Raw genomic sequence first — 25,152 nt, 5'->3', positions numbered from 1 at the left:
GGAAATGACGACAGCCGCGACCGACGCCGCGACCGACAACCTGGCGGCACTGGAATCCGAAGCCATCCACATCTTCCGGGAGGTGGCGGGCGAATTCGACCGGCCGGTGATCCTGTTCTCCGGCGGCAAGGACTCGACCCTGCTGCTGCACCTGGCGATCAAGGCGTTCTGGCCGGCGCCGGTGCCGTTCCCGCTGCTGCACGTGGACACCGGGCACAACTTCGACGAGGTCATCGCGTTCCGCGACCACGTCGTGGAGAAGTACGGCCTGCGGCTGATCGTCGCGAACGTGCAGGACTGGATCGACGACGGCCGCCTCACCGAGCGTCCCGACGGCACCCGCAACCCGCTGCAGACGCAGCCGTTGCTGGACACCATCACCGAGCACAAGTTCGACGCGGTGTTCGGCGGCGGGCGGCGCGACGAGGAACGCGCGCGGGCCAAGGAACGCATTTTCAGCCTGCGCAACGCGTTCGGCCAGTGGGACCCCCGACGGCAGCGTCCCGAATTGTGGAACCTGTACAACGGACGGCACCGTCCGGGGGAACATGTGCGGGTGTTCCCGCTCTCCAACTGGACCGAAGCCGATGTGTGGAACTACATCGCGCGCGAAAAGGTGGAGCTGCCCTCGATCTACTACGCCCACCAGCGCAAGGTCTACAAGCGCGACGGCATGTGGCTGACCGAGGGACCGTGGGGCGGTCCGCGTGACGGCGAAGAGGTGAAGGAGCTGACGGTGCGGTACCGCACGGTCGGTGACGGCTCCTGCACCGGCGCCGTGGAATCCACAGCGTCGACGGTCGAGGAAGTGATCGCCGAGGTGATGGCGAGCCGGCTCACCGAGCGCGGCGCCACCCGGGCCGACGACCGCCTGTCGGAGGCCGCCATGGAGGACCGCAAGCGGGAGGGGTACTTCTGATGAGCTCGTTGCTGCGGCTCGCCACAGCCGGGAGCGTCGACGACGGCAAGTCGACGCTCGTCGGCCGACTGCTCTACGACACCAAGTCGGTCCTGGCCGACCAGCTGGACGCGGTCACCCGCGCCAGCGTCGACCGCGGTCTGTCCACTCCGGACCTGTCGCTGCTCGTCGACGGGCTGCGCTCGGAGCGTGAGCAGGGCATCACGATCGACGTCGCCTACCGCTACTTCGCGACACCGAAGCGCTCGTTCGTGCTCGCCGACACCCCCGGCCACGTGCAGTACACCCGCAACACCGTCACCGGCGCCTCCACGGCGCAGCTGGCCGTGCTGCTGGTCGACGCGCGCAAGGGCGTCATCGAGCAGACGCGCCGCCACGCCGCGGTGCTCGCGCTGCTCGGCGTGCCGCGCCTGGTGCTCGCGGTGAACAAGGTCGACCTGGTCGACTACGACGAGGAGACCTTCCGCGTCATCGCGAAGGAGTTCACCGACCACGCCACGTCGCTGGGCTACGCCGAAGGATCGGTGCTGGCGATCCCGGTGTCCGCACTGGTGGGCGACAACGTGGTGGAACGCTCAGCGCACACCCCGTGGTACGCCGGCCCGACGCTGCTGGAGCACCTGGAGACCGTGCCGGTGGCGCCGGACCCGCACGACGCGCCGTTCCGCTTCCCGGTGCAGTACGTGATCCGGCCGCGCACGCCCGAGTACCCGGACTACCGCGGCTACGCCGGCCAGGTCGCCGCGGGCACGGTGCGTCCCGGCGACGAGGTCGTGGTGCTGCCCGCCGGCCTGCGCACGACGGTCGAGCGGATCGACACGCCGGACGGCGAGCTGCCCGAGGCCGCCGCGGGCCGGTCGGTGACGCTGGTGCTGGCCGACGACCTGGACATCGCACGCGGTGACGTGATCGCCGCGGCGGGTTCGGCCCCGGTGGCGACCGACGAGCTGGACGCCACGCTGGCCTGGCTGTCGGAGAAGCCGCTGCGGCCGGGCGCCCGCGTGCTGGTCAAGCACGGCGCGCGCACGGTGCAGGCGTTCGTCGACGAGCTGGTCTCCCGCTTCGACGAGCAGAAGCTGTCCACAGTGGACTACCCGGAGACGCTGCAGCTCAACGAGATCGGCCGTGCGAAGGTCCGCGTCGCGGAGCCGCTGCCGGTCGACGAGTACGAGGTCAGCAGGCGCACCGGCGCCTTCCTGGTGATCGACCCGGCCGACGGCACCACGCTGGCGGCCGGGATGGTCGGTGCGCCGCTTCCCGTGCTGCGCAGCGACCGGGACGTGGTCTCCCCCGGCCCGTAACTCCCCATCCCCCAACCGAAAGGTCCGTCCGTGAAAACTCGTGTTCTGGCTCTGGCAGCAGTGGCGTTGTCCGCATTGGCAGTGGTGACCGGGTGTTCACGGGCGGACCGATCGGAGGATTCGGCGACGGCGACCGACCAGGGACCCGCGGCCGAGGTGCGACTCGGGTACTTCCCGAACGTCACGCACGCGTCGGCGCTGATCGGGCTCGACCAGAACCTGTTCGCGCAGCACCTCGGGAACACCAAGCTGGTGCCGACCAAGTTCAACGCCGGCCCCGAGGAGGTCAACGCGCTCCTCGGCGGTTCGCTGGACATCGGGTTCATCGGCTCCGGCCCGGCGATCAACGCCTACGCCCAGTCCGGCGGCGAGGCCGTGCGGCTGATCGCGGGCGCCACCTCGGGCGGCGCGCAGCTGGTCGTGCAGCCGTCGATCAACACGCCGCAGGACCTGCAGGGCAAGACCGTGGCGTCGCCGCAGCTGGGCAACACCCAGGACGTGTCGCTGAAGAAGTGGATCGCCGACCAGAAGCTGAGCGACGTCAAGGTCCAGAACATCGACAACGCGCTGACCCTCGACCAGTTCAAGTCCGGCGCGATCCAGGCCGCGTGGCTGCCCGAGCCGTGGGCGTCCCGCCTGGTGCTGGAGGCCGGCGCGAAGGTCCTGGTCGACGAGAAGGACCTGTGGCCGGGCGGGCAGTTCCCGACCACCGTGCTGATCGTGCGCACCCAGTTCCTCAAGGAGCACCCGGCGACCGTGACCGCGATCGTGCGGGGCCTGGTCGACGCGAACACGCTCGCCGCGTCCGACCCGGCGAAGGCGAAGACCGCGGTGAACAACCAGCTGCAGCAGCTCACCGGCAAGGCGCTCGGGGCTGCCACGCTGGACCGCGCGTGGCAGGGCATCCAGCTCACCGCCGACCCGCTGGCCGGGCAGTTCCCGCAGCTCGCCCAGGATCAGGTGACCGCAGGGGTGAAGGACAAGGCCCCGGACGTCGCCGGGTTCGCCGACCTGACCCTGCTCAACACCGTGCTCGCCCAGGCCGGGAAGCCGGCCGTCAGCGCGTCCGGCCTGGACAAGAAGTAGGAGGCTGTTCATGACCGCCACGCTGGGACGCCCGCCGGTGGAGCCCGCGACCGGGCACGCCGTGCGGTTGTCCGGGGTGCACAAGAGCTTCGGGCAGGGTCGCGACGCCGTGACCGCGCTCGCCGGGGTCGACCTGGACGTCGCGCCGGGCGAGTTCGTCTGCCTGCTCGGCGCCTCGGGCTGCGGCAAGACCACCCTGCTGAACCTGATCGCGAACCTGGATCAGCCGAGCGCGGGTGAGATCGAGCTGACCACGTCCCGGCCGGCGGTCATGTTCCAGGAGGCGGCGCTCATGCCGTGGCTGACCGCCGCGGCGAACGTCGAGCTGCCGCTGAAGCTGGCCGGCATGGGCCGCACCGAGCGCAAGACCCGCACCGGCGAGCTGCTGGAGCTGGTGCGGCTGTCCGGAGCGGGCGCCAAGCGGCCGCACGAGCTGTCCGGTGGCATGCGCCAGCGCGTGGCGCTCGCCCGCGCGCTGGCGTCGGCCACCCACACCGAGGACGGCGAGGAGCGGCCGTCGCTGCTGCTGATGGACGAGCCGTTCTCCGCGCTCGACGCCATCACGCGCGACGTGCTGCAGGCCGAGCTGCTGCGCATCTGGGAGGCGACCGGCACCGCGGTGGTGTTCGTCACCCACGACGTGCGCGAGGCGGTGCGGCTCGGGCAGCGGGTGGTGCTGCTGTCTTCGCGGCCGGGCAAGGTCGTGCAGCAGTGGCGCGTCGACGGCCTGGCCGGCCAGGACGAGGTGAACGCGGTGGACGTGATCAACCGCCGCCTGCGTGAGGTGATCAGCAGCCATGCCGCCGCTTGAGGGCTCGACCACCGAACCGGACGCCGCGGCCGTCGAGGCGGGTCTGGACGCGCTCGACACGCCCGTCCGGCCTGCCGCGAAGAAGGGCGGCTGGGGCCGGTTCGTCCGGTCGGTGCTGCCGCCGGTGGTGTTCCTGGTCCTGGTGATCGCGGTCTGGCAGGCGTTGTGGGCGGCCGCGTTCTGGCCGGAGTACCAGCTGCCCTCGCCGCTCGCGGTGTGGAACGAGCTGTGGGCCCGGTTCACCAGCGGAGACGCCTTCGGGTTCGTGTGGACGTCGGTGCACCGCGCGGTGCTCGGGTTCCTCGTCGCCATCCTGATCGCGACGCCGCTCGGGTTGCTGGTCGCGAAGGTCAAGCTCGTGCGTGCCGGGATCGGGCCGTTCCTGTCCGGTCTGCAGAGCCTGCCGTCGGTGGCCTGGGTGCCTGCCGCGGTGCTGTGGTTCGGCGTGGAGCCGGCCGCGATGTACGTGGTGCTGCTGCTGGGCAGCGTGCCGTCGATCGCGAACGGCCTGGTGGCCGGCATCGACCAGATCCCACCGATCCTGCCGCGCGTCGGCAAGGTGATGGGCGCGGGGCGTCTGGCGACGGCGCGGCACATCCTGTTGCCCGCGGCGCTGCCCGGCTACCTCGCCGGGTTGAAGCAGGGCTGGGCGTTCTCGTGGCGGTCGCTGATGGCGGCGGAGATCATCGCGACCTCGCCGTTGCTGGGCAAGGGCTTGGGCGCCTACCTCGACGACGGCCGGTTCCTCAACGACATGTCGACCGTGATCGCGGCGATCTTCCTGATCCTGCTGGTCGGCGTCGGCATCGAACTGCTGGTGTTCCGGCCGCTGGAGCGGGCCGTGCTGCGGGCGCGCGGGCTGGGGTCGCTGTGATCCCGCTGGTCGCCGTCGCGCACGGGAGCCGGGACCCGCGGTCGGCGGCGACCGTGCGGGCGCTGGTGGACCGGATCGCCGCCGCGGCGCCGGAGCTGGACGTGCGGGTGTCGTTCCTGGACCTGTCCGAGCCGCTGGTGACGGATGTGTTGCGGGACCTGGTCGCGGAGGGGCACCGGGAGGCGGTCGTGGTGCCGTTGCTGCTGGGCAGCGCCTTCCACGCGCGGGTCGACCTGCCCGCACTGGTGGCCGAGGTGCCCGCGCTGCGGGCGACGATCGCCGACGTGCTGGGGGCGGACCTGGAGCCGGTGGCGTTCGACCGGCTGGCCGCGGTTGCGGACGTGTCCGATCCCGGGCTGGGCGTGGTGCTGGCGGCGGTCGGTTCGTCGCGCGCCGCGGCGAACGAGGCGGTCGCGGCGGTGGCCCGGCGGTGGCAGTCCCGGCACGGTTTCCGGGCGGTGGCGGCGTTCGCGAGCGCCGCGAAGCCGGACATGCCCGCGGCGGTGGCGAAGCTGCGGGCGCGCGGGGCGTCGCGGATCGCGGTGGCGTCGTGGTTCCTCGCGCCCGGGTTGCTGCCCGACCGGATCGCCGCGCTGGCGCGGGAGGCCGAGCCGTCGGTGGTGCTGGCTGATTGCCTGGCCGGCGACCCGCGTGTGGTGTCGCTGGTGTTGGAGCGGTACGCCACCGCGCTGGCCGGTGCCGCCCGGTCCGCGTGACCCGTAACGTGGGTGTTGTGAAGATCCGGATCGGGGTTGGGCTGGGGGCTGAGACCTCGCCCGTGGAGTTGCCGGGGATCGTGGACCGGCTGGAGGCCGCCGGGGTCGACTCGGTGTGGTTTTCCGAGCAGGTGTACTCGGACGCGGTGGACCCGTTCGTCGGGATGGCGCACGCGCTGGCGCGGACTTCTTCGTTGAAGGCGGGCACTTCGGTGGCGGTGTTGCCCGGTCGGCACCCGGTGCTGGTGGCGAAGCAGATCGCGTCGCTGGCGGCGCTGGCGCCGAAGCGGGTGCTACCGGTGTTCGGCCTGCGCCCCGCGCGCCGCAGCGAGTGGCCCCTGTTCGAGGTCCCGGCAGGCGCGAGGGCCGCGGTGTTCGACGAGTCGCTGCGGTTGCTGCGGGCGGCGCTGGCCGGGGAAACCGAGTTCGGCGGGGAGTTCTGGAAGCTGGCGGACGTCGAGGTGGGCCCGCGCTTGGAGCGCCCAGTGGACATCTGGCTCGGCGGGAGTGCCCCCGCGGCGTACCGGAGGATCGGCCAGTACGCGGATGGGTGGCTGGGCAGCTTCCTGTCCCCGGCGGACGCGCGGAAGGCCCGCGAGGCGATCGAGACCGCCGCGGCTGCCGCGGGCCGCTCGATCGAGGCGGACCACTACGGGATGAGCCTGGTGCTCAGCGAGGACGGCATCCCGGCGCCACTGGCGGCCACGGTGCGCTCCCGACGCCCAGACACCGACCCGGCGGACGTGATCGCCACGGACTGGTCGTCGCTGCACCGCCTGCTGGACGGCCACCTGGAAGCCGGCCTGACGAAGTTCGTGGTCTACCACCGCGGTGGCTCGTCCTTCGAGGCGTTCCTGGAGCGTTTCGTGGAGGAACTGCTACCGCGGCAGAACTGATCACTGCACCTTGGGAAGCAGAGGCTCAAGCTTCTCGGCAAACGCTTGCGCATCCACACAGGCTTGCTGATCGTCGTTGGACGAGAGCGACACCTGCACCATCGCGCGGGCATGCTCACTGACCTCGATCACGATGGCACAACCGCCCAATGGAATAGGCGCCTGCAGGGCGTTGCGTCCATTGACCGAGGTCTCCACAACGCCCTCGCTGTTCTCGGCGAACTCACGGAGCCCCTGAACCGGATCCAGCGCCAAGCCATATGTCCCGAATTCAGGCTTCGTGGCACCGCACTCATTACGACGGCTCTTGTTCTCTCCCGGATTGAATCCCTCGCCGGCCGTAAGTTGATCGAGGACCTGGCAGGCATTGACACCGGCGAAGACGTCGGAGTTCGCCGCGCTCGAGGCGGGCGCCGGCACTGCTGCGCCTGGCACCGTCGTGGCGCAGGCCGTGGTAGCCATCGCCAGACAGGCGATGCCCGTGACAGCCTGCGCGATGCGAAGGTTGGTGGTCACCGTGATTCCCAGTCCTTGAAGGTGTTGAGAGCCTGGGTAGCCGCCTCATCCGAAGCGTCGTACTTGCTGATGGCGATCTCGATCGCCTGGCGAAGGCTGTCGAGCATGTCCTTGGCCGCGAGAAAAACCCGGACGAGGGACTGTTCGTCCGAATCCATCGCGGCGTGAAAGTGAGCCGCAGCTCTCTCAGCGTACTCGTCGTTACCGAACTTGGGCGCCTGCTGCAGCCGCTGAACGCGCTGGGCAAGATCGGTCATCCGGTCCTGCATCTGCGTCACAGCCCGCCGCAGGTGTGACCCCGTCTCCTCGTCGACCGCCCAGTTGCCTGCCTTCGCGTCCGCCAGCATGCGCTTCGCGTCGGCGTGCATGGCGTTCAGGTTCGCCTCGCCGCCGAACACGCCCGCCAGCTGCGCGGCCCCCGTCGTCGCACCGTCCTCAGCCACTGCCGTCCCTCCCCGTCGCGTAGCACCGTAGCGTGCCCCCTGACGCGCTGTCACCGGATCGTCCCGATGCGCAGCCGCTCACAACCACGCTCCCCCGCCGCCCCGCCCGAACTACAGTGACCCTGTGACTGATGAACTGGTGCATTACTCAGTGGCGAGTGGTGTCGCGACGATCACCCTCGACTCGCCGCACAACCGGAACGCCCTGTCGGCCCAGCTGCGCCGCGAGTTGTCCGCCGCGCTGACCAAGGCGAAGGACGACGACGCCGTCCGGGTGATCGTTCTCACCCACACCGGCAAGGTGTTCTGCGCCGGCATGGACCTGAAGGAGGCGCGCGGCGCCGGGGCAGGCGACCAGGGCGTCAACGAGTTCCCCCGCATCCTCGAGCAGATCTGGACGAGCCCGAAGCCGGTCGTCGCCAAGTTGGCCGGGGTCGCCCGCGCCGGCGGGGTCGGCATGGTCGCGGCCGCGGACATCGTGGTCGCCGCCAAGGAGGTCACCTTCGCGTTCTCCGAGGTCCGCATCGGCGTCGTGCCCGCCGTCATCTCACTGACCGTCCTGCCGCGCGTCAACCCGCGCGCGGCGCAGGAGCTGTTCCTCACCGGGGACGTGTTCGACGCCGAGCGCGCCGCCGAGATCGGTCTGATCAACAAGGCCGTCGACGCCGACCGGCTGGACGAGGCGACCGACGCCTACGTCCGCTCCCTCGCGCTGGGTGGCCCGGCCGCGCTCGCCGCGACCAAGGAACTGCTCGCCAGCCCCCGCCCGGCCACCCCGGCCGACGGCTTCCCCGACATGCTCAAGCTGTCCGCGCAGTTCTTCGCCAGCGAAGAGGGCCAGGAGGGCATCCGCGCGTTCGGCGAGAAGCGCAAGCCGAACTGGGTCCCGCAGGACTAGGGCGTGTCCTGTGGGGGTTGTGACCTGCGATAGTTGATCATGACCGGGTGGTGGGTCGTGGTGAGCTGACCGACAAGGCCTGGGCCCGAATCGAACCCCTGCTACCGCCGGTCGCGGGCTGGGGCCGGTACTGGCGCGATCACCGACAAGTGATCAACGCGATCCTATGGAAGCTGCGGACCGGGGCGCCGTGGCGGGACCTGCCCGAACGCTACGGGCCCTGGAAGACCGTCCACGAGCGGCTGCGAACCTGGACCGGGACGGCACCTGGGAACGCATCCTCGACCACGTGGTCGTCAAAAACGACTGGGTCGGAAACGTGGAGTGGATGATCTGCGTGGACTCCAGCAACGTGCGGGCCCACCAGCACTCGGCTGGGGCCCGCAAAAAAAAAGGGGGATGCGCCACCGGATGGGTCGAAGCCCTCGCCGTCGACGGGGAAGCCCTCGGCCGTTCCCGAGGCGGACTGACCAGCACGATCCACCTCGCCGTGGACGGGCGCGGTCTGCCCATGTCGATCATCCTCACCGCCGGGCAGGCCGGGGACAACCCGCACCTGCTGCCGCTGCTGGCCCAGATCAGCGCCGGCCGGGACGGACCGGGCCGGCCCAGCACCCACCCGGACCGAGTGATCGCCGACAAGGCCTACTCGCATCCCTCCACCCGGGCCGCGCTGCGCCAGCGGCGGATCCCGTTCACCTGCCCCGAACGCCGCGACCAGGCCATCTACGCCAACCGGAACGTCGTCGAGCGCTGCTTCAACCGGCTCAAGCAGTTCCAGGACCTGGCCACCCGCTACGCCAAACGCGCCGCCTACTACCGCGCCGAGATCATCATCGCCTCGATCGTGTTGTGGCTGCGTACAGACCTACAGGACACGGCCTAGTCGTCGGTGAGGGCGACCGTCAGCCGGCGGCTGTCGGCGCGGTCGCCCCCCGGCGCCAGGGCGCGCTCGGCGTCCGACAGGACGCTGCGGATCGCCAGGTAAGCCTTCGGGTCGGCGTCCTTGAGCAGGTCCGATCCGGCCCACACCAGGACGTGCTCGCCGTAGGGCAACCACGACAAATCGGTGAGGCAGTCGTAGAGCGCGTCCAGGTTGCGGCCGAACCAGTCCGGAAAGGACAACGCGGACGCGATCGCGTCGAGGGCGGACATCTTGTCCGCCGGCCTGCTGCCGATGATGTGCGAGTAGGCGCCGCGGGCGCGGGCCTGCTCGACGATCGTCTGGGAAGAGGACATGGGGTTCTCGCTACTTCGACGGGTCGACCTGGACGAAGGAAGCGTAGTGATCACCGGTGTAGTACAGCTCGGTCTGCGCCCCGGTGATCAGCCGCCGGGCCCCGCGGTCCGCGCTCCCCGGCGTGGGCACCGTGTATTCATGGTAGTAACCGCTCTCCTTGACGGGGAGCCGCTTTTCCCGGTTCTCGAACACCGTTCCGTCGCTGCGGTACGGGAACGGCCCGCCGGCCTGGATGAGCCGCCACGTCTGGCCCGCCTCGGCGGGCAGACTGGACAACGCCGTGAGCCCACTGGCCGGCTCGGTCGACGTGGTGGTTTCGCGCACGATCCAGCCACCGAACACGAGCACGATGAGCCCGACGAGCGCGACGGTGATCCGCCTCCTGCTTGACACCAGCGACACCTTAGGACCGGCTCGAAACGTCCTCGTCGCGGCCCGGCCGTAACCACGCGGCCACCCGGTCGACGATCCGGTCGATCAGCCAGGCCGCACCGACGCACAGCGGCGCCAGCACGGCGATGACCAGCAGGAACTGCAACGGGAACCACAGCTGCGCAAGCCACAGCTCGGCGTTGTCCCACCAGGTCGCCAGGCCGTCGAACACCTGACCAGGGTACGCCAGGGGGCCCGGCGAGGTACGTTGCAGGCATGTTCGCCGTCTACGCCAGTGAACCGAACCCCGAAAACCCGCTCGACGCCCTCACCGTCGGCGAGCGACCGGACCCGGAGGTGCCGTCCGGCTGGGTGAAGGTCGCCGTGAAGGCCGCCAGCCTCAACATGCACGACATCTGGACCCTGCGCGGGGTCGGGATCAAGCCGGACCAGTTCCCGATGATCCTCGGCTGCGACGGGGCGGGCGTGCTGGAGGACGGGACGGAGGTGGTCCTCCACTCGGTGATCAACGCCCCCGGCTGGCAGGGTGACGACACCCTCGACCCGAAGCGCACCCTGCTCACCGAGAAGTACCAGGGCACCTTCGCCGACTACGTGGTCGTGCCCGCCCGCAACGCCGTGCCCAAGCCCGCCGGGTTGTCCTTCGCCGAAGCCGCCACGATGGGCACGGCGTGGCTGACCGCGTACCGGATGCTGTTCGTGAAGTCGGGCCTGCGGCCCGGGCAGACGATGCTCGTGCAGGGCGCATCGGGTGGCGTCTCGACCGCGCTGATCCAGCTCGGCCGGGCCGCGGGCCTGCGGGTGTGGGTGACCGGCCGGTCCGAGGAGAAGCGGGCGCTGGCCGAGCAGCTGGGCGCGCACCAGACGTTCGAGTCCGGCGCGCGGCTGCCGGAGCGGGTGGACGGCGTGTTCGAGACCGTCGGCAAGGCGACCTGGGGCCACTCGCTCAAGTCGCTGAAGCCGGGCGGGATCGTCGTGGTGTCCGGTTCGACGAGTGGTCCGGACCCGAGCGCGGACCTGCAGCGGGTGTTCTTCCTGCAGTTGCGGGTCGTCGGGTCCACGATGGGCACCCGGGACGAGCTGGAGGACATGCTCCGCTACCTCGACCTGACCGGCATCAAGCCGCAGATCGGCAAGGAGCTCCCGCTGTCGGAGGCCGCCGAAGGGTTCCGGCTGATGCAGGAGGGGGAGACCGCGGGCAAGGTCGTTTTCACCCGCTGACAACGCCCTGACCTGCGAAGACGCCTTGTTGACATGGTGCCGATACCGGTTTGTTATCCCCGTCTACTGAGCGGAACCCGAGATTTACTCGCTAATCTGGGTACATGACCGCAGTGCAGCGGGAGATCGAGGCGGCGCCGGGCTCACGGCTCGCCGGCCCGGAAGTCATCCGGGCCGGCCACCGGAGCTTCGCCGGCGTGCGCACCAGGGTGCTCGAAGTCGGCCCCAAACCGAAGCGCGGCACCGGAAGACTCGTCCTCCTGCACGGTTACTGCGACAGCGCCGATACCTGGCGCCCGGCGCTGGCCGAACTCGCCGCAGCCGGGATCCCCGCGGTCGCGGTCGACCTGCCCGGTTCCGGTGAGGCCGATCCCCTGCGCCCCGGCGCGATGCTGGCGCAGCTCGACGCGTTCGTGGCCGAGGTGGTCCGGTTCTATTCGGACCGCGGCAAGGTCGTGCTGGGCGGCAACTCGCTCGGCGGCACCATGAGCCTGCGCGCCGCGTGCCGCGAGGAGCTGCCGATCGCGGGTGTGGTGTCGATCGCCGCGCCCGGTTTCGTCGACTCCTGGCTGGTCCGGACCGTCGGGAAGTACCCGCTGCCACTGCGGCTGGCCGCGTCGCTGCCGTTGCCGGTGCCCGGTTTCGTGGTGCGGACCATCGCGGAGTTCGTGGTGCCCCGGCTGCTCTACGCCGACCGCGCCGCCGCCGACGTCGCCCACGTCGCCCGGTTCACCGGGCTGTTCCCGGACTTCCGCTCGACCACCACTCGTCTGGACCAGGCGCGCCAGCTGGTCGCCGAACTGGCCGAGGCGTACGAGGGACTGGACGGCATCACCGTCCCGCTGCTGGTCGTCGCGTGCGGCAAGGACCGCCTGGTGACCGCCGCCGCCGGGCGGCGCCTGCACGCGCTGGTGCCGCACAGCCGGCTGATGCTGCGCGAGGAGTGGGGCCACTGCCCGCAGCTGGACGACCCGGTCGCGATCGCCGACCTGCTGAGCTACTTCCGGGCCGGGGTGCTGCACAAGAAGCCGCGCCGCCGCTCGGCCGCGCTCACGCAGAAGGCCGCCGCGGGCTGAGGCTGTCACATCTCGGCGCGCTGTTCCGTCAAGGAGGCAGAAACCCCGAACGGAACAGGAGTTCACCGTGGACGCTCGTCTGAACATCTTCACCAGCCCCACCGCGGGGAAGTTCGTCAAGCACCTCTTCGGGGCGGGCAAGGTGCTCGCCGAGTCGACGTTGCCCGCCCGGACACAGGAACTGGTGAAGCTGCGCGCCAGTCAGATCAACGGCTGCGGTTACTGCACGGACATGCACTTCAAGGACGCCGTGGCGGCGGGCGAGGAGCCGATGCGGCTCAACCTGGTCGCGGCGTGGCGTGAAGCCACCGTGTTCACCGAAGCCGAACGCGCCGCACTGGAGCTTACGGAAGAGGGCACCCGCCTCGCCGACGCCGCGGGCGGGGTCAGCGACGAGGTGTGGGCCAACGCGGCCAAGCACTACGACGAGGAGCAGCTCGCCGCGCTGGTCGCCGCGATCGCGCTCATCAACACGTGGAACCGCATCAACGTCATCGTCCGGAACCCCGCGGGCGACTACCAACCCGGTCAGTTCGGCTGATCCCCCACCGCCCCGGACCTTCGTGGTTCCCGGGGCGAGCCCTTCCCTAGTAACGTGATCCGGTCATACCCGAACGAGTGATTGGGGAGATCGGTGGCCGTACACGAGCTGTTCCGGCGCAAACCCGTCGAGCAGATCGAGGCCGTGGAAGGCGGCGGGCTCCAGCGGACCCTGGGCCTGTGGCAGCTGACCGCGATCGGCGTTGGCGGGATCATCGGCGCGGGCATCTTCTCGCTCGCGGGCGCGGTGGCGAACGAAACCGCCGGACCGGCCGTACTCATTTCGTTCCTGGTGGCCGGGATCGCGAGCGCGGCGGCGGCGTTCTCCTACGCCGAGTTCGCCGGGCTGATCCCGCGCGCCGGATCGGCCTACACCTACGGTTACGCGGTCCTCGGCGAGCTGGTCGGCTGGTTCATCGGCTGGGATCTGCTGCTGGAGTACACCGCGATCGTCGCCGTGGTCGCGATCGGCATCTCCGGCTACTTCAACGACCTGCTGGGCTTCCTGGACATCCACCTGCCACTGTGGATGTCCGGCGCGCCGGGCACCGAACCGGAGGGCGTCGCGGCGGGTTCGTACAAGGTGAACCTGTTCGCGGTGCTGCTGTGCCTGCTGATCGCGTTCGTGCTGAACCAGGGCATGCGCTCCGCGGCGCGGTTCGAGACGCTGCTGGTGTACCTCAAGGTCGCGCTCGTGGCGCTGGTGATCGTGGTCGGCGCGTTCCACGTCAACACCGGCAACTGGTCCGACTTCTTCCCGTTCGGAGTCAGCGGCGCGTTCACCGGCGCGGCGACGGTGTTCTTCGCGGTGTTCGGCTACGACGCGATGTCCACGGCGGCCGAGGAGTCGCGCGACTCGCAGAAGCACATGCCCAAGGCGATCCTGTACTCGCTCGGGATCTCGATGGTGCTGTACGTGCTGGCGTGCCTGGTGCTGACCGGGATGGTGCCCTACACCGACATCGACTCGGAAGCCGCGTTCTCCAGCGCCTTCGAATCGGTCGGGCTGCGCTGGCTCGGCGGCGTGATCGCGGTCGGCGCGATCCTCGGCATCCTCACGGTGCTGTTCACGTTCCTGCTGGGCGCGACGCGCGTCGGGTACGCGATGAGCCGCGACGGGTTGCTGCCCAAGTGGCTCGCCGGCACGCACCCGGTGAAGAAAGTGCCGAGCCGGATGACGTGGATCCTCGGCGTGGCGGCGGCGGTGATCGCCGGGCTGTTGCCGATCGGCGAGGCCGCGGAGCTGACGAACATCGGGATCCTGCTGGCGTTCGTGGTGGTGTGCGTGGCGGTGGTGGTGTTGCGGTACCGCCGTCCGGACCTGCCGCGCACGTTCCGCTGCCCGGGGATGCCGGTGGTGCCGGCGATCGGCGTGGCGTTCTCCATCTGGCTGATCACGTTCCTGCAGCCGGAGACGTGGCTGCGGTTCGCGATCTGGTTCGTCATCGGGCTGGTGGTGTACTTCGGCTACAGCAGGCGGCATTCGAAGCTGGCGCATCACCACCAGAAGTAGACGTACCCGGGGGCGCCGGGCATCCCGGCCGCGCCGCCGGCGCCGATCCCGCCCGGCGGCGCGCTCGGGATCACGCCCGCCTCGCCGGGCCGGTCAGCGGTGCCGTCACTGCCGGGCGCGGCGAGGCCGGGCGAGGTGCCGCAGTCGGCGGCGCCACCCCGGCCCGGCGCCTCGGCTGTCCCGGCCGCACCCCCGTGCGCCACGACGAGCGCCGGGCTTCCCGCGACACCCACGCTGGAGTCGCTGCCCGGCGCCCCGGCCTGCCCGCCCGCGCCGACGGTGACGGGGTACTCGGCGGCCGGGGTGACCGGGACGGAACACCACGCCGCTCCCCCACCGCCGCCGGGGTTCGCCTCGCCACCCCCGCCGCCGGCGCCCCACAGGGCGACGAACACCGAGGTGATCCCCTCGGGCGCGGTGAACGTGCCGTCGACGGTGAAGGCCTGCTCGCCGTGGGCGGGTTCGGCCCCGGCCGCCGGCGCGGCAGCCGTGATCAGGACAGCCGCGACGGCGGCGGCTTTTCCGAACGCCATGCACGAAAGGGTGCGCCGCCGCACGCGGCCGCGCACCTCTTTCAACCGAAGGAGTGATGCGACTCCGGTGCCGGCAGGGCTGCGGAGGCGAGGAGCGCGAGCTTGTCGACGTCGTCGCTACCCGCGTCGGCGTGGTACACGACCAGCATCATCCCCTCGGTGCTGCTGGTGGTGATCACGAGCTTTTCCCGGTGCAGCACCAGCCGCCCGACCTGGGGGTGGTCGAACCGCACCCGCGCGCCCTGCCGCGCCTGCACGTCGTGGCGGGCCCAGAGCCGCCGGAACCGGGGGCTGGCGAGGGACAGCTCGCCGACGAGCTCAACGAAGCGGGGGTTGTCGATGTCGGTGCCCACCGACTGGCGGAAGCCCACGATCAGCTCCTCGGTGGCGGCCTCCCAGTCGGGGAAGAGCGCCCGCTCCCCAGCGTCGAGAAACACGTCCCGCATCCGGTTGCCACCCGGCGCCAGGCGTGGGGACAACCCCGTGGCCAGCGGGTTGGCGGCGAGGACGTCGAAGTAGCGCCCCTCGACGAACGCGGGCAGCGGGAGCGTCCCGATGAGCTTGGCGGTGCCGGCGGGCACCGTCTCCCTCGGCGGCCGCCGCCTGCGCCGGGGCTTGTCGGCGGCGAGCCCGACCAGGTAGGCGGTCATTTCCTCGTCGAGCTGGAGCGCACGGGCGATCGACTCGAGGACCTGGACCGACGGCCTGCGGTCGCGGCCCTGTTCGAGGCGCAGGTAGTAGTCGGCGCTGATACCGGCGAGCATCGCGACCTCTTCGCGGCGCAGGCCGGGAACCCGCCGCACGCCCTGGACGGTGATCCCGGCCTGTTCGGGGGCGACGAGCTCGCGGCGGGCGCGCAGGAAGTCGCCAAGCAGGTTCGGTTCGTCGGCCACGTTCCCACGGTAATCCGCGGCACGGCCGGCGCGCCTGGTCCTGACACCCCCAGTCAGGCGGCTTCCGACAGCAGCAGTTTCGCGGCCACCGTCGCCCCGTCGCCGCAAACCTGGCCGGCCACCTCGGTCGCCCTGGAGCGCGTCCCGCGTGCCAGGGCGGCGGCGAGCGCGGCGGACAGGGAGGCGACGGTCGGCGCCGGGCCCTCGTGCGTCGCGCCGATGCCCAGCTCGGTCACGCGCCCGGCCCAGAACGGCTGGTCCGCGATGCGGGGCACGATGACCTGGGGCGCACCCGCGCGGGCGGCGGTCGTGGTGGTGCCCGCGCCGCCGTGGTGCACGACGGCGGCCACCCGGCGAAACAGCGCCTGCCGGTTGACCTCGCCGAGGACGAAGCAGTCGCCGCCGTCCGGGGTCAGCCCGGCCCAGCCGCGGGCGAGCAGGCCCCGGCGGCCGTGCGCGCGGACGGCTTCTACAGCCACCCGCGCGGCCTCCCGCGCGACGTGCGGGGCCATGCTGCCAAACCCGACGTACACCGGTGGCGCGCCGTCGTCCAGGAACGCCTCCAGGTCGTCCGGCAGCGGTCGTTCGTCGGGCAGGATCCACGCCCCGGTCTGCACGACGTCGAGTTCCGTCCGGCCCTCCGACGGGCACAGCACCGGGTCCGCGGCCAGCCAGGGCCGCCCGGTCAGGACGTGGTCGCGGACGTTGGCGACCGTTGGCAGGCCGATCGCCGCGCGGTGGCTGTTGAGCACTTCGCCGTACAGGTCGTTCACCCGCTGGGCGTCCTGCTCCCACAGCGCCCGGTTGTCGGTTTCCTCCCACGGGGAGGGTTTGCCCGGCCGTCGCCCCGGCGGGAAGTGCCGCGACGGCAGCCCGAGGAGGTGGAAGCAGGCGAGCACGTAGTGGATGCCGAGCTTTTCGGCCACGTCCCTGGCGCCGGCGGGCATCAGGCCGGTCGCCACGAGCGCGTCACAATCCTCGGCAGCGGTGGTGAGCGTTTCGAACCGTGCGGTGACCAGCTCGCGGGCGAGCCGGAACGCGTCCCCCACCCTCGGCGGCTCCAGCCTGGCGACGATGGAGCGGACCGCGGGGCCGAACGGCACCAGCGGCGCACCGGCCCGGCCGAGCAATTCCACGAACTCCTCGTCGGGCGGCACGCAGAGCCGCGCCTCCGCGCCGAGCTCCCGCAGCGCCACCGCGAGCGCCACCAGCGGTTCGACATCCCCGCGCGATCCCCACGACGTAAGCAGCACACGCATTTCGCGATCCCCCCGGTTCCCCGGCTCGTCCGGCCGGCGGTCGGCAATTCTGCGGCACCGACCGGGGCTTGCCGCAAGCCCCCTGGTCCGGGATATGTTGGGGGTGGAGGGAGTGCTCGCGCCGCACGCCGCCCCTGGAACCATCTCGATGAGCGGACACAGGCCAGGTTAGTACCCAGCCGATCGTCATCGTGATCGTGACAGCATTCGGGTGCTCGTGAATCGTGTGGCCTTCCACCAGGTCATATCGTCGCGGCTTGGGAACTGACAGGTCGTCTTCGATCCGACTTGGGGACAAGGTGCTGTGCACGTGGCAGGAAGGCAGGTCCGGCACGCTCCCTGATGCGCTCGGGGAGCCCGGGATGGTCGGCTAGCGTACGGAACGCCGAGGCTTCCGCCTCCTCGTCCAGCAAGAAGGCCAGGGAGACGGTCGCCGAACTTGAGGTCCGCGAGGCGCTGGAAGCCCGCGGCATCGTGTCGCTGTACCCGGCGTTCTCCACCTGGTAACACCCAAGCGGCCGACTGTCCAAAAGGTACTCGGCGGACAGCACACCGCCCGAATCACGGCATGGTGAGGTCGCTGAATCTTCCAGGTGTCAGCCAACCTGCTCACCGCGGTCGCCCTGATGGTCGTGGTGAACACCGGCCTCTGTGCCGGGCGAGCCGTTTCCCCCGGCGCCGGCGGCAGGTGATCATCCTGCTTGTGCTGCTGATGGTGTTCACCGCACCGAATCGGGCTGTGCGACACCCAGCTGGCGCTGGACGGCCGGCGAGGCCAGGCTGATCTTGCGGCCGGCCAAACGAGTCACCTCCGTATTCAGGCGCTGGAAGGCGGACCGAACGGGTCCAGACAGAAGCCGGACCAGGCGTCGGAGTACTCCGAGTCCGCCGCGGGGTTGAGCAGATGCCGGTAGCGACCGGCATGGAACACCAGTGGCTCGCCCACGCGGTCGGCGAGGTGGCGGACCTGGCCGAGGAACAACGTGTGGTCGCCGGCGGGGTGGGCGTCGACGATCTCGGCACCCACCTGCGCCAGCGCCCCGGCCACGAGGGGGACCCCGGCGTGGTCGTCGAACCCTGGTGGCAGGTTCGGGTCCGGCCGGCCGCTGAAGTGCTTGCTGACGGGTTCCTGGTCCGCGGCGAGGACGCTGACGCCGTACACGCCGCTGTTGAGGAGGAAGTCGTGCATCTTGGCGCGTTTGGCGATGGACACCACGACGAGGGCGGGCTCGAGGGACACCGACATGAAACCGTTGGCAGTCATGCAGTGCGGTCCCGCCGGGGTCGGCGTGCTGATGATCGTGATGCCGGTGGCGAATCGGCCCATGGCGTCGCGAAACCGCCTAGGGTCGACGCTCGCCGCCGGCGCGGCGGTACTCATGATCCTCCTTGAGATTCCAGATCCTCAACTGGCGACCGCACCCGCCGTCGCCAGCAGCAGGTCCAACAGGACCCCTTCGACGTTCGCGGTGACCACAGTGTCGGCAAGACCGGTGAAGGCATCGATCCCGGCGCCCGGGTCGACAACGACGATCCGGCCGGCGGCCTTGACCGCCTGGAGCGTGCCGAGGTCGTGCCGCCCGAACCCGAGGTAGACCGCGGGCGCGATGCTGCGGGCAAGTGGCCCGATCTCGAGTTGCGGGGGCAACTCTCCCGCGGCGACCGCGGCCGACGTCGCGGCGAGCGCGATGCCCGGTGTCGCGGCGACCCGTTCGGCGACGCGGTGGGCACCGGTGCCCAGGCCCGGCCCAAGCCCGATGACCAGCCGGGCCGCGGCGAGTCGCGGGCCGTCCAGGAGCTGGACCTGGCGCTCGACCGCGGTGCACGAAGAATCACCGATCGCGGTACCACCGGCGACCTCGACGTTCGGCTCACGCTGGTCGCGAACGGCTCGGGCCGTGAAGGAACCGGGCCGCAGCGTGCCCATCGATGGTGTGGAGTGCGCGATCACCGGGGCGAGCACGTCCGCCGACAGTGCCGGTTTGAGCCACAGCAGGTCGGGATCGTCGGTGTCCGCGTCGCGGACCTCCAGCGCGGTGAAGTCTCCGGTCAGACCGAGCCCGAGCCGGGCGGCGACGCGCGGGGCGTAGTCGCGACCACGGGCGCTGAAGGGCGCGATCACAGCGAACGGCGCATGTGCGGCGATCGCCGTGGTCAGTGCGTCGGTGACCAGATCCGTGCGATATTCCGCCGGCTCAGTGCCACGCAGCACCAGCACCCGGTCGGCCCCGTGCGCGTAGAGCACTCGCGGGAGGTCGTGCGGCTGGTCGCACGGCAGCACCGCCACGATCGTGGCTCGGAGGTCACCGGCGACCGAGCGGGCGCAGGCCAGCGCTTCGAGACTCGTTGGGTGGAGGCCACCGCCGGGAAGCGGCTCGGCGACCGTCCAGATCTCGCGCAACGGGGTGCGCACGACGACTTCGGCCTCATGCTCGAGCGGCGCGAAGGCCGCCTCCAGCAGTTTCGCAGTGTCGAACCCGGCCTCGACGTGCTCGGCCCGGCGTTCGCGGACGTCATGCCGGATCTCGGCCACGAAGGTCGGTGAACCCCGGGTACCGAACTCCCGCGGTCCTCCCCCGAGCTCCTCGGCGGTGAGCGTTTCCACGGCCGACAGGTCTGCCTCGGTCACCCACGGCGGTTCGGCACCCCGTCCGACGGCGACCACCGCGGGCAACGCGACGGTCCAGGCTTCCCGGCCGACGTCGGTTTCCACGTCTGCGGTGAGGACACCGTCGCCGGCCCGCAGGTTCGTGGCCTGGGTCAGCTGCGGGAACTCGGCCAGCTCCGCGAGCTGCGGGCCGACCTGGGCTGTGCCACCGTCGACTGTCCGCCAGCCGGTGAGCACCAACTCCGGGCGCTCCCGTTCGACGAGCCTGGCGAGCGCGCGGGCCGTCGCCAGGGTGTCGGCACCGGCGAAGCGGCGATCGACCAGGTGCACGGCACGGTCGGCACCCCGGCGCAGCGCATCAAGCAGGGTCTCCGCGGCCACGGGCGGCCCCATCGTCACGGCCACCACCTCCCAGCCGGTCTCCTCCCGCAGGGCGATCGCCTGCGCCAGCGCATGCAAGTCCGGTGGGTTGGTGACGGCCTGGTCCTCGTCCCGGCGGATCCGTTTCGTACGTTCGTCGAAGACTCCCCGCCCAGGAACCGGGACCTGCTTGAGACAGACGAGAACGCGGCCGGGCGTGCTCACCCCTGCGCTCCCGCATATGCGTCGTCCTCGACGTCGTACTCGTCACCTGGTGCAAGCATCCGGAACTCTTTCTTGCGCGCCCCGCACACCGGGCAGACCCAGTCGTCCGGGATGTCGGCGAACGGCGTACCGGGCTCGATCCCGCCTTCGGGGTCGCCGAGGCGGGGGTCGTACACGTCCTGGCAGACATCGCAGATCCAGAGCGCCGTGGCCGGATCGGCCTGGGTTTCCTCGGTAGCCACCAGCGTCTTCATCGACGCCTCCTTTCGAGTGTGGAAAGGGGACGGCCCGCGAATCGCGGGTTTCCCGGGCCGTCTCCCCACTTCGTGCAGTGCCGGATCAGGGCTCGAGCCCCGCCATGCGCGTCATCCCGCGCACGCCCAGCCCGCCGTCGCTGTGGATGATCGTGCCGGTGACCGCGGGCGCGCGTTCCTTGGCTGCGAGGAACGCGTAGGCCCAGGAGTGGTCGTCCGGCTGGGCGACCACGCCCAGGGGATTGATCCCCTTGATCAGGCCTTCGATGTCCGGCACGTCCTTCAGCGACTGACCTTCGTTCGCCAGCGCGGGAATCCCCCGCAGGTCCGTGATCGTGCCGCCGGGGGCCACGCCGTTGACCCGTACGTGCGGCGAAAGTTCGTACGCCAGCTCGGTCACCAGACCGCGAACGGCGAACTTCGACGACACGTAGAGCGGACCGCCGCCGCCGGGGTAGAACCCGGCGTTGGAAATGGTGAGGATGATCTGCCCGCGGTTCTCGATCAGCTGTTCCAGCGCCGCCTTCACGGTGAGCAGGTTGCTCTTCACGTTGACGGCGAAGAGCTGGTCGAACGCCTCGCCGATCTTGTCCTTCGGCAGCTGCGGGATCTCGGTGAAGTAGTCGAACACCCCGACCGCGCAGACCACGGTGGTCAGCGAGCCGAACGCTTCCGTCACGTCCGCGACGGCGCGTTCGTTGTCCCACATGGAAGTCGCGTCGCCCTGCGTCACGACCACGGCGTCCACGGGCAGTTTCTCCTGCAGGTCCCGCGCCTTCTCCGGCGAGATCTCGAGGATGCCGACCTTCGCGCCCTCTCGCACGTAGAGGTCGACCACGGCCCGGCCGATACCCGATCCCCCGCCGGTGACCAGTGCGACCTTCCCGTCCAGGAAACCCATGGGAATCAGTCCTTTCCGAGCAGAGCCGACAGCGGGCGCGCGTTGAGCTCCGTCCCGGGTCCGTACGGGGTGTCGAGCAGCTTCGAGTACATTTCGGGTGGCTGCCAGGTGAGGCTTTCCAGCTGCAGCGGGTCGAGCAGGGTCTGGAACCCGAGCCGGGGTGAGCTGACGAGGAGGCGTTCGCGCTGGCCGGTGCTGGTGTAGCTGACCTGGATCACCGTGAACTCGTTGGCTATCTGAATGATCGGGTCCTGGCCCTCGTTGTGGATGATGGTCACCGAACTGCCTCCGTCACATGATCAGAGCGAGGTTGTGCGTCATGATGGTGGTCTGGTCGAGCACGACGACCCGCCTGGCGAGCCGGTAGCCGCCGGCCACCCGGCGGAGCACGTCGTGGCGCTCGCCGGAGAGGATGTCGAACGTCGCGACGTCACCGCGAGTGCGGTACAGCAGCAGGTTCGACTTGACGGCCACCTCGTCCGCCGCCTCGCCGGCGGCGACCCGGACGTTGGTCACGAAGTGCCGTGAGCGCGACGGCGGGTCCTCCGCCCACGCGTACTCGGTTTCCAGGCGCAGGACGCGCATTTCCATCGAGTCCCAGTCGTCGTCCATCAGGGTCATCCCCTCGACGATGTCCGTGTCGGCCTCACGTTCGCGCGTGACCCGCAGCGGGACGACGTACGACAGGTCCTCGGCCACCACGTCGAGCCACTCGCGGTACTTGCCCGCGTCAAGCAGTTCGGCTTCGGTGAAGAGCCACTCGGTGACTTCACGCACGGTGGCGTCGGTGATCTCCGTTGCGGTGGTCATCGGTCCTAGCCCTCCGCCCGTGCCAGCGCTTCGGCCGCGGCCTCGTCGGAGACCTTGCCGTTCCCGGTGTGCGAAGCCGGGTCCGTAACCATCAGCTGCATCCAGTACTCCATGAAGTTGCGCTGGTTGGCTTCGGCGTAGTCCATCGGGAACGCGTTGCCAGGGCCGGGCCAGTCGGGATCGGGCTCGTAGACGCCGCGGCCCATCTGGTAGTTGAGCTCCATCGTCTTGGCGTACTGGGCACCCAGCACCCTGGTGATGCTGCGCCAGTTCTCGGCGTCATCCTGTTCGAAGGCTCCGGAAATCCCGAACGTGCGCACGTAGGCCTGGTAGCTCTCTTCCTTGTACCAGTCCGGCGCTTCCTTCTCGACGAGGAAGAAGGACATGATCTCCATCTTGTCCGGGCCGAGCGGGTGCCACAGCCGGAGCGTGAGGAACGACGTCGGCGGCGAGACGTGGTCCTTCGACATCAGGAAGTTGCCGATCGACAGGTTCGGGAACACGGTGCCGTGGATGAACGCGACCGGCCGGAACACCTCGACCTGCTCCGGCGAAAGCCGGCGCTGCAGCTGCTCGACGATGTTCTCCGGCATGCCCAGGAACTCGGGCAGCGGGATGCCCGGCGGCGGGCCGATGATGCCGAGGCCGTGGCCGTGCTCGGTGTGCACGTGCTCGCCGTAGAGCGCGAACTTCGGGTCCGGCGGGGCCAGCCCGAGTTCTACCATGGACCGGTGGGTCATCATCGTGTGGTAAGCGTCGCCGATGAAGTTGTCAGCGCCGAGCTTCCAGTTCGCGTCGACGACCCAGCGCTGCGGGGCGCCGACGACTTCCAGGCCGGCGTCACTTCGGTCCAGCACGATGTCGAGGTAGAATTTCATGTCCCCGAGGTAGTCGTCGAGGGATTGGGCGTCTGGGTCGAGGCAGCCGAAGATCAACCCCTTGTAGGTGTCCAGTTTCGGAACCGGCTTGAGCTGCCACAAGGACTTGTCCAGTTTGTTGCCGTACGCCTCTCGCCCGGCTGGCACACCGACGAGACTGCCCTTGTTGTTGTAGGTCCAGCCGTGGTAGGGGCAGCGGAAGTGGGACGCGTTCCCCATTTCGGCGCGGCACACCTGCATGCCGCGGTGGCGGCAGCTGTTCAGGTGCCCACGGACTTGGCCGTCTTCGTCCCGGCAGACGATGAACTGGTCTTCCGAGATGTACCGGACGACGTAGTCACCGCGTTCCGGGATTTCGCTCTCGTGGGCGAGGAAAACCCATGAGCGGCCGAAGACGCGCTCGCGCTCGGCGTCGTGCATCTCCGGGTCGTTGATGATCGCGGCCGGAACGGTCCAGTCGGACTCTACGTCGTGCAAACCCTTCTCGAGGATCTGCCGGAGTTCATTCCTCAACATGTGACCACCTTGGCGTCGGACATCTTTGTCTCCTCCAAAGAATGGCGGGCCGACAATGAGTCGGGACCGCGGCGACCGCTTGACTGACTTTCTAAGATACTAGTATCTTCAGCGTCGTTGTCAAACCCCAGTTGTCCGCCGCGGAGGCGAACCGAAGGAGAGCGCACCATGGGAACACCCGTCCTGTCGCCGGAGTGGATGAAGTCCTACGCCGAGCTCTGGAACACCACGGACGCAACACGCGAGGGCCTCAAGAAGCTGAGCATGGTCGTCGAATACCGCCTCGCGGAGAACGAGAGCCGCGCGGGCCAGATCGAGGTGAACGCCGGCGAGGTCGTGCGCGCCGGCGCCCCGACCGAAGGCGTGAAGCCGGACTTCGTGCTGACCGCCAAGGTGGAGACCTGGCAGCGTCTCGGCGAAGGCGAACTGCCCGCCGCCAAAGCCATGGTCACCCGGAAGGTCAAGTTCCGCGGTTCCATGTCGGTGGCGCTCGCCAACCTGCCCGGCCTCGAGGCCGCCATGAAGATGTTCGGCCAGATCGACGACACCGACTGGTCGGTGGACTGACCGAGGGCGCAGGCGGCGGCCACGGCATGCCTGAAGCCGGAGCGGGAGCCCGCTCCGGCTTCAGTGCCGCCCCGGACGGCGCGCCCCTGCTTCACGGCTCAACGAGCCGGCCACCGCACCGCGGCTTTCGCTTCGGCGCCCCCTGCTCGACATTGACACGCTAGAATCTCGGCGTGATCGACAGTACGCCAGCACCGACCTTCCCGCACCGAAGGGCCGGATAGTCCATGCCTATGATCGCGTCAGTCACCAAAACAGACCAGATCTACCAAGCGCTCCTCACCCAGCTGCTCGAGGGGCGCCATCAGTTCGGCGAAATCCTGAGCACCTACGACCTCGCGGCGGAGTTCGGCGTGAGCCGCAGGCCAGTGATGGACGCGGTGATGCGACTGGCCGCGGCCGGATTCATCTCGGTCATTCCCCAGGTCGGATGCCAGGTGACAGTTCCGGACGAACGCAAGGTGCGGGACCACTTTGCCGTAGCGGGTATCCTCGAAGGAGCCGGCGCACGGCTCGCGGCACTCACTGCCACCGACGCCCAGCTGGCCGAGATCGATGACATGCTGATGCGTGGCATCGGCCCAGCCAAACGGCGCGACGCACTCGCCTTCGCCGGAGCCAACCGAGACTTCCACTCCGCCGTACTGGCTGCCAGTGGCAACCAGCGGCTGACCGAACTGGCCATGGATACCTGGGACCTCAACGACTTCTACCTCCAGAAGAACCGGTTGAGCACCGACCTGGCGCAGGCGCAGGCCGAGCACGCCGAGATCACCGAGGCGATCAAGCACCGGGACGCGGAACGGGCAGGCAGGCTGATGGAGGAGCACGTCTCACGGTTCTGGAGGTTCGTGGAAGTGTAGCCACCACTCGCCTGAACGGGTGTCATGACCACGGCCATGACA

Annotated in this window: 31 protein-coding genes; 16 read left to right on the top strand and 15 right to left on the bottom strand. The window is 69.9% G+C overall.

What is annotated here, in order from left to right; all coding sequences use genetic code 11:
* Positions 1 to 4 precede the first annotated feature (4 nt).
* The 7 genes from cysD (at position 5) to AMETH_RS09420 (ending at position 6,603) form a co-directional block, all read left to right on the top strand.
* Positions 5 to 919: a sulfate adenylyltransferase subunit CysD gene (cysD, locus tag AMETH_RS09450; RefSeq protein WP_017981193.1), complete on the top strand. Its 915-nt coding sequence runs from the start codon at positions 5 to 7 to the stop codon at positions 917 to 919.
* Positions 919 to 2,220 (top strand): sulfate adenylyltransferase subunit 1, encoded by a 1,302-nt coding sequence (locus tag AMETH_RS09445; RefSeq protein WP_017981192.1) that lies wholly within the window; start codon positions 919 to 921, stop codon positions 2,218 to 2,220. The genes cysD and AMETH_RS09445 overlap by 1 nt, the downstream gene beginning before the upstream one ends.
* A gap of 81 nt (positions 2,221 to 2,301) precedes the next feature.
* The gene (locus AMETH_RS09440; protein WP_017981191.1) at positions 2,302 to 3,306 is read left to right on the top strand and encodes an ABC transporter substrate-binding protein; all 1,005 of its coding nucleotides are present in this window, start codon (positions 2,302 to 2,304) and stop codon (positions 3,304 to 3,306) included.
* A 10-nt stretch (positions 3,307 to 3,316) separates the two neighbouring features.
* Positions 3,317 to 4,117: an ABC transporter ATP-binding protein gene (locus tag AMETH_RS09435; protein ID WP_017981190.1), complete on the top strand. Its 801-nt coding sequence runs from the start codon at positions 3,317 to 3,319 to the stop codon at positions 4,115 to 4,117.
* Positions 4,104 to 4,991 (top strand): ABC transporter permease, encoded by an 888-nt coding sequence (locus tag AMETH_RS09430; protein ID WP_017981189.1) that lies wholly within the window; start codon positions 4,104 to 4,106, stop codon positions 4,989 to 4,991. Before AMETH_RS09435 ends, AMETH_RS09430 begins: the two co-directional genes overlap by 14 nt.
* Positions 4,988 to 5,707, top strand: coding sequence for a sirohydrochlorin chelatase (locus AMETH_RS09425; RefSeq protein WP_017981188.1), 720 nt, complete (start codon positions 4,988 to 4,990; stop codon positions 5,705 to 5,707). The genes AMETH_RS09430 and AMETH_RS09425 overlap by 4 nt, the downstream gene beginning before the upstream one ends.
* Before the next feature lie 17 nt (positions 5,708 to 5,724).
* Positions 5,725 to 6,603: a TIGR03854 family LLM class F420-dependent oxidoreductase gene (locus AMETH_RS09420; protein WP_017981187.1), complete on the top strand. Its 879-nt coding sequence runs from the start codon at positions 5,725 to 5,727 to the stop codon at positions 6,601 to 6,603.
* Here the strand turns inward: AMETH_RS09420 and AMETH_RS09415 are convergent, their stop codons facing one another.
* Both AMETH_RS09415 and AMETH_RS09410 read right to left on the bottom strand, forming a co-directional pair.
* Positions 6,604 to 7,119, bottom strand: coding sequence for a hypothetical protein (locus AMETH_RS09415; protein ID WP_017981186.1), 516 nt, complete (start codon positions 7,117 to 7,119; stop codon positions 6,604 to 6,606).
* Complete coding sequence (locus AMETH_RS09410; protein WP_017981185.1) at positions 7,116 to 7,562, bottom strand: hypothetical protein; 447 nt, start codon at positions 7,560 to 7,562, stop codon at positions 7,116 to 7,118. The genes AMETH_RS09415 and AMETH_RS09410 overlap by 4 nt, the downstream gene beginning before the upstream one ends.
* Positions 7,563 to 7,686: 124 nt before the next feature.
* On the opposite strand from AMETH_RS09410, the gene AMETH_RS09405 reads away from it, so the two are divergent.
* Together AMETH_RS09405 and AMETH_RS36540 are read left to right on the top strand one after the other, a co-directional pair.
* On the top strand, positions 7,687 to 8,460 hold the full coding sequence (locus AMETH_RS09405) for an enoyl-CoA hydratase-related protein (RefSeq protein ID WP_026152966.1): 774 nt from the start codon (positions 7,687 to 7,689) through the stop codon (positions 8,458 to 8,460).
* Positions 8,461 to 8,510: 50 nt separating this feature from the next.
* A protein-coding gene (locus AMETH_RS36540) for an IS5 family transposase (RefSeq protein WP_156131808.1) occupies positions 8,511 to 9,346 on the top strand; the annotation gives its coding sequence in 2 pieces (ribosomal slippage) (positions 8,511 to 8,718 and positions 8,718 to 9,346; 837 coding nt in all).
* Here AMETH_RS36540 and AMETH_RS09395 read toward each other — a convergent pair.
* The 3 genes from AMETH_RS09395 to AMETH_RS09385 are packed head-to-tail and all read right to left on the bottom strand — an operon-like array spanning position 9,343 to position 10,304.
* Entirely contained in the window at positions 9,343 to 9,699 is a 357-nt protein-coding gene (locus AMETH_RS09395) for a barstar family protein (RefSeq protein WP_017981182.1), read from the bottom strand. The two genes, AMETH_RS36540 and AMETH_RS09395, sit on opposite strands and share 4 nt — an antisense overlap.
* Positions 9,700 to 9,709: 10 nt before the next feature.
* Positions 9,710 to 10,093 (bottom strand): guanyl-specific ribonuclease, encoded by a 384-nt coding sequence (locus AMETH_RS09390; RefSeq protein WP_026152964.1) that lies wholly within the window; start codon positions 10,091 to 10,093, stop codon positions 9,710 to 9,712.
* Between the two features lie 10 nt (positions 10,094 to 10,103).
* On the bottom strand, positions 10,104 to 10,304 hold the full coding sequence (locus AMETH_RS09385) for a hypothetical protein (RefSeq protein WP_017981180.1): 201 nt from the start codon (positions 10,302 to 10,304) through the stop codon (positions 10,104 to 10,106).
* 44 nt (positions 10,305 to 10,348) lie between these two features.
* Here AMETH_RS09385 and AMETH_RS09380 point away from each other — a divergent pair, with 44 nt between their 5' ends.
* The 4 genes from AMETH_RS09380 to AMETH_RS09365 all read left to right on the top strand — a co-directional run bounded on the left by AMETH_RS09380 (position 10,349) and on the right by AMETH_RS09365 (position 14,443).
* Positions 10,349 to 11,314, top strand: coding sequence for a quinone oxidoreductase family protein (locus tag AMETH_RS09380; RefSeq protein ID WP_017981179.1), 966 nt, complete (start codon positions 10,349 to 10,351; stop codon positions 11,312 to 11,314).
* A 104-nt stretch (positions 11,315 to 11,418) separates the two neighbouring features.
* Entirely contained in the window at positions 11,419 to 12,390 is a 972-nt protein-coding gene (locus tag AMETH_RS09375; RefSeq protein WP_017981178.1) for an alpha/beta fold hydrolase, read from the top strand.
* Between the two features lie 67 nt (positions 12,391 to 12,457).
* Positions 12,458 to 12,931, top strand: coding sequence for a carboxymuconolactone decarboxylase family protein (locus AMETH_RS09370; protein ID WP_017981177.1), 474 nt, complete (start codon positions 12,458 to 12,460; stop codon positions 12,929 to 12,931).
* A gap of 93 nt (positions 12,932 to 13,024) precedes the next feature.
* Positions 13,025 to 14,443, top strand: coding sequence for an amino acid permease (locus AMETH_RS09365; protein WP_017981176.1), 1,419 nt, complete (start codon positions 13,025 to 13,027; stop codon positions 14,441 to 14,443).
* Here AMETH_RS09365 and AMETH_RS09360 read toward each other — a convergent pair.
* The 3 genes from AMETH_RS09360 to AMETH_RS09350 are packed head-to-tail and all read right to left on the bottom strand — an operon-like array spanning position 14,428 to position 17,128.
* Positions 14,428 to 14,976, bottom strand: a complete 549-nt coding sequence (locus AMETH_RS09360; protein ID WP_026152963.1) for a glycine-rich domain-containing protein — start codon at positions 14,974 to 14,976, stop codon at positions 14,428 to 14,430. The genes AMETH_RS09365 and AMETH_RS09360 overlap by 16 nt on opposite strands.
* A 41-nt stretch (positions 14,977 to 15,017) precedes the next feature.
* Positions 15,018 to 15,869: a helix-turn-helix transcriptional regulator gene (locus AMETH_RS09355; RefSeq protein WP_017981174.1), complete on the bottom strand. Its 852-nt coding sequence runs from the start codon at positions 15,867 to 15,869 to the stop codon at positions 15,018 to 15,020.
* A gap of 53 nt (positions 15,870 to 15,922) precedes the next feature.
* The gene (locus tag AMETH_RS09350) at positions 15,923 to 17,128 is read right to left on the bottom strand and encodes a glycosyltransferase (RefSeq protein ID WP_017981173.1); all 1,206 of its coding nucleotides are present in this window, start codon (positions 17,126 to 17,128) and stop codon (positions 15,923 to 15,925) included.
* Positions 17,129 to 17,470: 342 nt separating this feature from the next.
* On the opposite strand from AMETH_RS09350, the gene AMETH_RS37850 reads away from it, so the two are divergent.
* On the top strand, positions 17,471 to 17,635 hold the full coding sequence (locus AMETH_RS37850; protein WP_017981172.1) for a hypothetical protein: 165 nt from the start codon (positions 17,471 to 17,473) through the stop codon (positions 17,633 to 17,635).
* Positions 17,636 to 17,945: 310 nt separating this feature from the next.
* Here the strand turns inward: AMETH_RS37850 and AMETH_RS09345 are convergent, their stop codons facing one another.
* From AMETH_RS09345 to AMETH_RS09315, 7 genes are all read right to left on the bottom strand, one after another.
* Positions 17,946 to 18,455 (bottom strand): flavin reductase family protein, encoded by a 510-nt coding sequence (locus AMETH_RS09345; protein WP_017981171.1) that lies wholly within the window; start codon positions 18,453 to 18,455, stop codon positions 17,946 to 17,948.
* A gap of 78 nt (positions 18,456 to 18,533) precedes the next feature.
* Positions 18,534 to 20,321: an FAD-binding protein gene (locus tag AMETH_RS09340; protein WP_017981170.1), complete on the bottom strand. Its 1,788-nt coding sequence runs from the start codon at positions 20,319 to 20,321 to the stop codon at positions 18,534 to 18,536.
* On the bottom strand, positions 20,318 to 20,575 hold the full coding sequence (locus tag AMETH_RS09335; RefSeq protein ID WP_017981169.1) for a rubredoxin: 258 nt from the start codon (positions 20,573 to 20,575) through the stop codon (positions 20,318 to 20,320). Before AMETH_RS09335 ends, AMETH_RS09340 begins: the two co-directional genes overlap by 4 nt.
* A gap of 85 nt (positions 20,576 to 20,660) precedes the next feature.
* The gene (gene hcaB, locus AMETH_RS09330) at positions 20,661 to 21,476 is read right to left on the bottom strand and encodes a 3-(cis-5,6-dihydroxycyclohexa-1,3-dien-1-yl)propanoate dehydrogenase (protein ID WP_017981168.1); all 816 of its coding nucleotides are present in this window, start codon (positions 21,474 to 21,476) and stop codon (positions 20,661 to 20,663) included.
* A gap of 5 nt (positions 21,477 to 21,481) precedes the next feature.
* On the bottom strand, positions 21,482 to 21,754 hold the full coding sequence (locus AMETH_RS09325) for a hypothetical protein (RefSeq protein ID WP_017981167.1): 273 nt from the start codon (positions 21,752 to 21,754) through the stop codon (positions 21,482 to 21,484).
* A 13-nt stretch (positions 21,755 to 21,767) separates the two neighbouring features.
* Positions 21,768 to 22,286, bottom strand: coding sequence for an aromatic-ring-hydroxylating dioxygenase subunit beta (locus AMETH_RS09320; protein ID WP_017981166.1), 519 nt, complete (start codon positions 22,284 to 22,286; stop codon positions 21,768 to 21,770).
* A gap of 5 nt (positions 22,287 to 22,291) precedes the next feature.
* A complete protein-coding gene (locus tag AMETH_RS09315; RefSeq protein WP_017981165.1) occupies positions 22,292 to 23,680 on the bottom strand; it encodes an aromatic ring-hydroxylating dioxygenase subunit alpha in 1,389 nt (462 codons plus the stop codon).
* A gap of 168 nt (positions 23,681 to 23,848) precedes the next feature.
* On the opposite strand from AMETH_RS09315, the gene AMETH_RS09310 reads away from it, so the two are divergent.
* Positions 23,849 to 24,247, top strand: coding sequence for an SCP2 sterol-binding domain-containing protein (locus AMETH_RS09310; RefSeq protein ID WP_017981164.1), 399 nt, complete (start codon positions 23,849 to 23,851; stop codon positions 24,245 to 24,247).
* Between the two features lie 233 nt (positions 24,248 to 24,480).
* Positions 24,481 to 25,110: a GntR family transcriptional regulator gene (locus tag AMETH_RS09305; RefSeq protein WP_209436858.1), complete on the top strand. Its 630-nt coding sequence runs from the start codon at positions 24,481 to 24,483 to the stop codon at positions 25,108 to 25,110.
* Positions 25,111 to 25,152: the final 42 nt, after the last annotated feature.

Origin of the sequence: Amycolatopsis methanolica 239 (assembly GCF_000739085.1) — a bacterium.
GTDB lineage: Bacteria > Actinomycetota > Actinomycetes > Mycobacteriales > Pseudonocardiaceae > Amycolatopsis_E > Amycolatopsis_E methanolica.
This window is presented reverse-complemented; position numbering and strand designations above follow the sequence as displayed.